The sequence below is a fragment of the Pseudoalteromonas shioyasakiensis genome (genome assembly GCF_022398475.1).
Lineage (GTDB): Bacteria > Pseudomonadota > Gammaproteobacteria > Enterobacterales > Alteromonadaceae > Pseudoalteromonas.
Window position 1 is genome coordinate 1 of sequence record NZ_JAKEVM010000172.1, and the last position, 7,903, is coordinate 7,903.

At 38.0% G+C, this 7,903-nt stretch carries 5 protein-coding genes; 2 read left to right on the forward strand and 3 right to left on the reverse strand.

All coding sequences use genetic code 11. The features are described from left to right. Positions 1-4: 4 nt before the first annotated feature. Positions 5-2,380 carry a phosphoenolpyruvate synthase gene (gene ppsA / locus L1D51_RS19525; RefSeq protein ID WP_054553332.1) on the reverse strand — a complete coding sequence of 792 codons (2,376 nt, stop codon included), beginning with the start codon at positions 2,378-2,380 and terminating at the stop codon, positions 5-7. A gap of 152 nt (positions 2,381-2,532) precedes the next feature. Here ppsA and ppsR point away from each other — a divergent pair, with 152 nt between their 5' ends. Beyond that, positions 2,533-3,342 (forward strand): posphoenolpyruvate synthetase regulatory kinase/phosphorylase PpsR, encoded by an 810-nt coding sequence (gene ppsR / locus L1D51_RS19530; RefSeq protein ID WP_239964565.1) that lies wholly within the window; start codon positions 2,533-2,535, stop codon positions 3,340-3,342. A gap of 64 nt (positions 3,343-3,406) precedes the next feature. Here ppsR and L1D51_RS19535 read toward each other — a convergent pair whose 3' ends face one another. Further along, positions 3,407-4,756, reverse strand: a complete 1,350-nt coding sequence (locus tag L1D51_RS19535; protein WP_239964566.1) for a class II 3-deoxy-7-phosphoheptulonate synthase — start codon at positions 4,754-4,756, stop codon at positions 3,407-3,409. Between the two features lie 434 nt (positions 4,757-5,190). On the opposite strand from L1D51_RS19535, the gene L1D51_RS19540 reads away from it, so the two are divergent. Then, positions 5,191-6,066 carry a DNA replication terminus site-binding protein gene (locus tag L1D51_RS19540; RefSeq protein ID WP_054563103.1) on the forward strand — a complete coding sequence of 292 codons (876 nt, stop codon included), beginning with the start codon at positions 5,191-5,193 and terminating at the stop codon, positions 6,064-6,066. 58 nt (positions 6,067-6,124) lie between these two features. Here L1D51_RS19540 and L1D51_RS19545 read toward each other — a convergent pair whose 3' ends face one another. Further along, a complete protein-coding gene (locus tag L1D51_RS19545) occupies positions 6,125-7,339 on the reverse strand; it encodes a hypothetical protein (protein WP_054563104.1) in 1,215 nt (404 codons plus the stop codon). Positions 7,340-7,903 lie beyond the last annotated feature (564 nt).

Below are 7,903 nucleotides of genomic sequence, written 5' to 3' on the forward strand. Positions count from 1 at the left end.
GTACTTAGTCGGCTAATTTCTTAGCAAGATATAACCAAGTTTCTAATACTGTATCAGGGTTTAGAGAAACAGAATCAATGCCCTGCTCAACTAACCAAGCTGCAAAGTCTTCATGATCTGAAGGACCTTGACCACAAATACCTACATATTTGCCTTTTGCTTTAGCAGTTTGAATAGCCATTGATAATAGTTTCTTGATTGCAGGGTTACGCTCATCAAATAGATGCGCAATTAAACCTGAGTCACGGTCAAGACCTAATGTTAACTGAGTTAAGTCGTTTGAACCGATAGAGAAACCATCAAAATATTCTAAGAACTCATCTGCAAGTAACGCGTTTGATGGTAATTCACACATCATGATTACTTTGAGACCATTTTCGCCACGTTTTAGGCCATGTTCTTCAAGTAATTCAATAACGCGCTTACCTTCTTCAAGCGTACGAACAAATGGGATCATGATTTCAATATTAGTCATACCCATTTCGTTGCGAACACGTTTAATCGCTTCACACTCTAACGCGAAACAGTCACGGAAATCTTCAGAGATATAACGTGCTGCACCACGGAAACCAATCATTGGGTTTTCTTCTTCCGGCTCATATTGCTGGCCGCCAACAAGGTTTGCATATTCGTTTGACTTAAAGTCAGACATACGAACAATGACACGCTCAGGTGCAAACGCACAACCTAGTGTTGCAATACCTTCTACAAGCTTAGAAATATAGAATTCTACAGGTGATTCATAACCTGCCATCATTTCTGAGATTTCAGCTTTTAGCTCGTCAGATTGAGCATCAAAGTTAAGAAGTGCTTTAGGGTGAACACCAATCATACGGTTGATTACGAATTCAACACGCGCAAGGCCAACACCTGCATGAGGTAAGCGTGCAAAGTCAAATGCACGATCAGGGTTACCTACGTTCATCATAACTTTCATTGGTAACTCTGGCATTTCATCAACACGTGAAGTAAGTACTTCGTAATCTAAAATACCTTCGTAGATATAACCTGTGTCACCTTCGGCACACGATACAGTTACATCTTGGCCTGCTTTAATTAAATCAGTTGCATTACCACAACCAACAACTGCAGGAATACCTAATTCACGAGCAATGATTGCCGCGTGACATGTACGACCACCACGGTTTGTAACAATCGCAGCGGCACGTTTCATGATTGGCTCCCAGTCAGGGTCAGTCATGTCAGTAACTAGAATGTCGCCTTGTTGTACTTTGTCCATTTCATCAATTGAATCTAGTACGCGTACAGTACCTGAACCAATCTTGTGACCAATTGCACGGCCTTCAGCAACAACTGTGCTTGTACCATTTAATTGGAAACGCTCCATAACGTTAGCATCTTCGTTTGAACGAACTGTTTCTGGACGTGCTTGAACGATGTAAAGTTTACCGTCGTTGCCGTCTTTTGCCCACTCGATGTCCATTGGACGACCGTAGTGCTTTTCAATAATAACAGCTTGCTTTGCAAGTTCTTGAACTTCAGCATCTGTGATTGAGAATTTGTTTGAAAGTGACGAATCTACGTCAACAATTTCAACTTGCTTACCATGTGATTCATCCGCTGAGTAAATCATTTGGATTGCTTTTGAACCAATGTTACGGCGAACTACCGCTGGTTTACCGTTAGCAAGAGTTGGTTTATGAACATAAAATTCATCTGGGTTTACAGCACCCTGTACAACCATTTCACCAAGACCATAGCTTGAAGTGACAAATACAACATCTTCAAAGCCAGATTCAGTATCAATACTGAACATAACACCTGAAGCTGCTTTATCTGAACGAACCATGCGTTGGATACCAGCTGAAAGTGCAACACCACGGTGGTCATAACCTTGGTGAACACGGTAAGAAATAGCGCGGTCATTAAATAGTGAGGCAAACACGTGTTTGATTGCAGTCATTACTGAATCAATACCACGTACGTTTAAAAACGTTTCTTGTTGTCCTGCGAATGAAGCGTCTGGCATGTCTTCTGCTGTAGCAGATGAGCGAACTGCAAATGAAACATCTTGTGATGCGTCGCCGTGTAGTTGGCTATATGCGTCGCGGATGGCTTGGTCTAGGTTTGGTTGGAATGGTGTATCGATAATCCATTGGCGGATTTCGGCACCGACTTTAGCGAGTGTATTTACATCATCCACATCCAATGTGTCTAAAATATCGTGGATTTTTGAGTTTAAACCAGATTGCTCTAGAAACTCATTGAATGCATCAGCGGTTGTAGCGAAACCACCTGGCACTTGAACACCAGCGTTAGCTAGGTTTGAGATCATTTCACCTAGTGAAGCGTTTTTACCGCCAACACGAGGAACATCTTGCATACCAAGCTCTTGATACCAGAGAACGTATTCTTGCACGGATCTTTCTCCATAAACAAATTGTAGTACTAACTGTGAGAGTTAAGAAAGAAAACCTTCTAAAAAGGTCATAGTCATTCTACACTGGCAACAGACCTCACGTAAACCGTGAAGCCCCTATTTTGCAGATAAAGGTAATAAAAAGGTTAAATATGAGAACTGCATTTTATATTTCTGATGGAACAGCAATCACCTCTGAAGTCTTTGGTCATGCGACCTTATCTATGTTTCCTGTTGATTTTAATCACAAAACAATTCCTTTTGTTGAAACAGAAAAAAAAGCAATTGAAGTTAAAAACTTGATTAATTCAACTGCTCAACGTGATGGAGAACAGCCACTCGTGTTCTTCACTTTTGTAAACCACGAGCTAAGTGAAATTATTAAATCGTCTTGCGCGGTGTGTTATGACTTTTTATCACAATACAGTGATAAAATTTCTCAAGAGTTAAAAGTTGCGCCGGTACCTAAGGTTCATAGAACGCATTCAATGCACGAGAAAAGTTATGATTTTCGTATTGATGCGGTTAACTATGCGTTGACCAATGATGATGGCGCTAACATTAAAAACTACTCTGAAGCCGACATTATTTTAGTGGGTGTTAGCCGAAGCGGTAAAACACCGACTAGTTTATACCTAGCATTACAATATGGTATTAAAGCTGCCAATTACCCGCTAACAGAAGATGATTTAGAAAGAGGCTCCCTGCCTGAGTGTTTAAAAGCTTACAAGCATAAACTATTTGGTCTAACGATTGACCCTGTTCGCCTTGCCGATATTCGTCAGCGTCGAATGGCAAATTCAAAATATGCGTCTTTAAAACAGTGTCGTATTGAAGTGCGTGAAGTAGAAATGCTTTATAAAAAGCAGAAGATTCAATTTTTAAATTCAACTCATCATTCAGTAGAAGAAATTTCTGCAAAGATTATATCTGATACTGGACTTGAAAGACGTAAGTACTAACTTATTTTAGTATCGGACATTAAAAAAGGCTGCAATGTGCAGCCTTTTTTTGGATAACTTACTGTTACTTACGAGCGTCTTTTAATAAGTCAGCAACTAAAAAACCTAGTTCTAATACTTGATCCGCATTTAAGCGTGGGTCGCACTGTGTGCGGTAGCGTTGTGCTAAATCTTCATCAGACAAGCCATACGCACCACCAGTACATTCAGTAACGTGCTGGCCAGTCATTTCAAGGTGAACACCACCTGGGTATGAACCTTCAGCTTTGTGTACTGCGAAGAACTGGCTAATTTCACGAAGAATATTATTAAAGCTACGTGTTTTATAACCTGAGCTCGCTTTCTCAGTATTACCATGCATTGGATCTGAGCTCCAAATAACTTTACGGCCTTCTTGTTGTACTTTACGTACAAGTGCCGGTAGTTTCTCTGGAAGAACATCAGCGCCCATTCGTGTAATTAACGTTAAGCGACCTGGAATGTTATCTGGGTTAACTGCATCGATAAGTTTGATTAGCTCATCTGGTTCCATACCTGGGCCAACTTTCACACCAATTGGATTTTTAATGCCTTTAAAGAATTCGATGTGTGCATGATCAAGTTGACGTGTACGTTCACCAATCCAGACAAAGTGTGCGGAACAATCGTACCAATCACCTGATAAGTGGTCACGGCGTGTTAGAGCTTCTTCATAGCCTAATAACAACGCTTCGTGTGATGTAAATAAGTCTGTTTCTTTTAAGCTCGGCGCAACGGTTGAGTCGATACCACACACTTCCATAAATTCAAGCGCATCTTGAATTCTGTCAGCTAGCTGTTGGTATTTCTCTTTAAGTGGATTTGCAGCAACGAAGCCCATGTTCCAGCGATTTACTTGATGTAAATCGGCTAAACCACCTTGCGCGAATGCGCGTAATAAATTTAGTGTTGCAGCACTATGATGATATGCAGTCATCAATCGCTGTGGATCAGGTACACGGGCTTGCTCTGTGAATTCAAAATTATTGATGATATCGCCACGGTACGAAGGTAATGAAACACCATCGATTGTTTCGTAATCTGATGAGCGAGGCTTAGCGTACTGACCTGCCATACGCGCAATTTTAACTACAGGGCATTTACCACCATAAGTTAAAACAACGGCCATTTGTAAAAGTGTTTTAAATGTATCGCGGATATTTGCGGCATTAAAGTCACTAAATGACTCTGCGCAATCACCACCCTGTAATAAGAAGGCTCTACCTTCACATACAGCTTCTAGTTGTTTGTATAAGCTACGCGTCTCTTCGGCAAATACCAAAGGTGGTGCGCTTTTTAATTGCCCTTCAACAGATTTTAGGGCTTCTTGATCTGGGTACTCTGGCTGCTGAAGTATCGGCAGTTTTCTCCAGCTGTCTGGGTTCCACGATTGCATGTTCTTTCCTCATTCCTAACATAGACCGTTAACGAAAACTAACTTATTGCACGTACTAAGTTCAAGGACAATATTCAGCTATTTACGATTATTTCGTTATTTGATAAATAGTTTCGATATTAACAATTAGGGTTTCAACATTTTATTGTTCAAAACCAGTCAGTTACACTTTTTTGGTTACGTTATTCGTTACCGCATAACGCAAGAACACATCTTACTTATCTGAAGCGTAACTGTAACCTCAGCTTTACATGCTTAAAATATACTTTTTAAGTACTACATTGATCAAATTAAAAACTTGTACTACTGGAGTATAAGGAACACATCATACATTATTTAATTATTGAGTAAGGTCAGCAAACTAATAATAATTAACTATCAAAGATCAGGAGGTAAGGTTATAATTGTGCCAACAATAAGTAAGATGTGTTCCTATGAGTACAAAGTTAGAAATACGCAGTCAGTTTGATTTAGTAAGTGAGTTAACTCATTTGTTTTGTGAAGAATTAAAGGAAGTGGGTTTTCATAAGGCATCATATTATCAATTGCCAGATATCGATATAAACGACGAAAAGAAAGTCCCTTCTTCAATTAGTGTACAAAAAATTGAAGGTGATGATGCTCATAAGTTAATTCTAAATTCATTTGGTGATTTTTATAAAAAGACAGGATTAAGTAGTCGAGTATTAAAAAGACATCCAGGTTTATTAGTTTTAAAAGATGTCGATAAGCAACATTTCATTGCAAGGATAAATCAGTTAAATAAAGCAAAAGCTGATTTTAAAAATAGTGTAATAGCTATCGATAATAATGATGCGCGATTTGAAGCGGTTCACAATGCTGTGCCTAATCTCATTACACTTGCTGCATATCGTAAGATCCACTTTGAAACTGAATCGCCCTACTCTGTTCGTTTTACTTGGATGCACAAACACGCAACTAAAACGCTAACTAAAAAAATGGCCTTAGCAATGCTCGATAAATCGGCTAGTTATTCTAATCCAAGAATGATAGACCAACACTCTTGGCAAGCACTAGTTGCACAAGAGCAAAGTCGTGTTGCAAGTTTAGGTGATAAAGAAAAATTACGAATTCGTAGACCAACAAGAGTTAGTCCACAAGTTAATGTAAGGTATACAGCTCAAAACCGATATCATGTTAGTGCTGCTTTACCTTTTATTTTGATAAACCCAGAACCAGATGTAAAACTTGGTACATTATCTGATTATCAAAAACCAGAAAGTCATCCTCGAAAAAGAGAATATGATTTCTTAGTTGATAGACTTTACTTAGAACAAGTAACAGATTGATTATGTTAAAAAGGCCACATATGTGGCCTTTTCTTTATAGTTAGCAGTATTTAAAAATTTAGTCTTCTACTATTTCTTCAATTTTATCTTCATCGATTAAAACAGCATTTTCAACAATGCGCTTACCACCTTGAATTTCGATTCGTTTGTTATGCTTATTAAGCGTAAGAATCTCATCACAAAATTGATCAGATGGATGCATCTCATATGTGTAATCAATAATATTACCCGTTTTGTCATCTTTGACATTGGTAATGTTATATTCAGAGATTGCACCTTTCTCAATTAAGTCTTTCATTGTCGTTGTCATATCACGACGCAAAGCTTTTAATTTATTCTCGGTAATTTCGTCTGTTGAATAAATAGAGCCATATTTTTCCATAATCGATAATAGTCGGAAATGGTAGGTCTTACCCGGTGCCGCATAACGCCATAAATGATATAAACGAAGCATCATCCAACGAGATAAACCACGTTTTAATTCTTGAGCACTATTAAAGTAGTAACCTTTGTATTCAAGATTATCGATCATGTTATGAACGAAGGCATTTAAACAAGCTACACATTTTACGTTACCACCCTGACCTTTTTTGCCACTAAAATGAAGTGACGATAAAAAGTTCATGTTCGATTCGTAAAATGAGTCATCAATATCAGAGTTACGAGTATCTGTTGCTGAATATTTAAAAGAAAGCTTAGAACCTTGTAATGCTTCTAATGATTCTTTGATTTGCGGATAAGGCATCGACTGGCCAACAGCTTTCAGCTCTTGTGCTAATTCATTCATTGAAAAAACAACTGCGTATTGAATACCAGACTTAAAATTGATTTTTACAATTTTCCCTTTAGAGGCTAAACGAATTAAGGCACGTTCGACCTTTTCTTCACGATCTGATGGCCAAACAAGATATTCAACATCTTCACCATCTTTTCTTGTGCTTACTACCGCAGGTGTAATTTTGATTTCACCATCATATAGAATGCCGTCTACTTTTTCAGAGATTTTTCGTGTAACGATGGTTTTCTTTGGTGCTTCTTCAACCGGAAGCTTCTTATGACCAGAACGGACAAATCGTCCCCATAGATCATAATGATTAAATGTATTTGAGTAAGCTCTCAAACCATGTGCAGCATTTTCAATTGAAACACGCACATCTTTGTTGTCTGTAAATAGTGCAAGACTTTCATTATCTATTGCACTTTCCACCCCGTGGATCTGCCCGCGTAATGTATCGGGTAAGTTATCTACCGAGATGTTGACCTTTCGGCTCATTGTTCTTATTTCCAATTTTTCTTCGACAGTTAATAACAACACATAAAACTTCAAAAGTTAAATGTTTAAGTTAGTATAAACTTGATCCGATCATAATTTATTTCTTCGGATCAGTTTTATACTAACTGTTTCGTAATTGCTGATTTTCAGATCAGATTTTTACTAAGTTATAGTTGATAGGTCGCGATTTTACTAACTCAGTTCAAATTATGTCGTGTTAATCACCTTTTTAAAGCGATTTAACACGACATAAATCGCTTTTTTAAAACTCCATGTGGATAAACAGCTCTTAAGTTAGCATAGATCTGATCTGTACCAACTATAGATCAGATCCATACTAACTTATTGTGCATTTTAGTCATGCTCTCGGTGCATAACTTTATAATTTAGTTAGTAAAAAGTTGATCTACACCACTATTTTTGTGAGTAAAGCAGTGGTTAAACTGTGTATAAGTCGAAAGCTCATTTTTTGCTTAGTAATTGGCTGATCTGCGAGTCATTAAAGATCTGATCTTTACCAAGTAAAAACACGATCTGGCTTTTTAGTAAATATTCAATAAAATC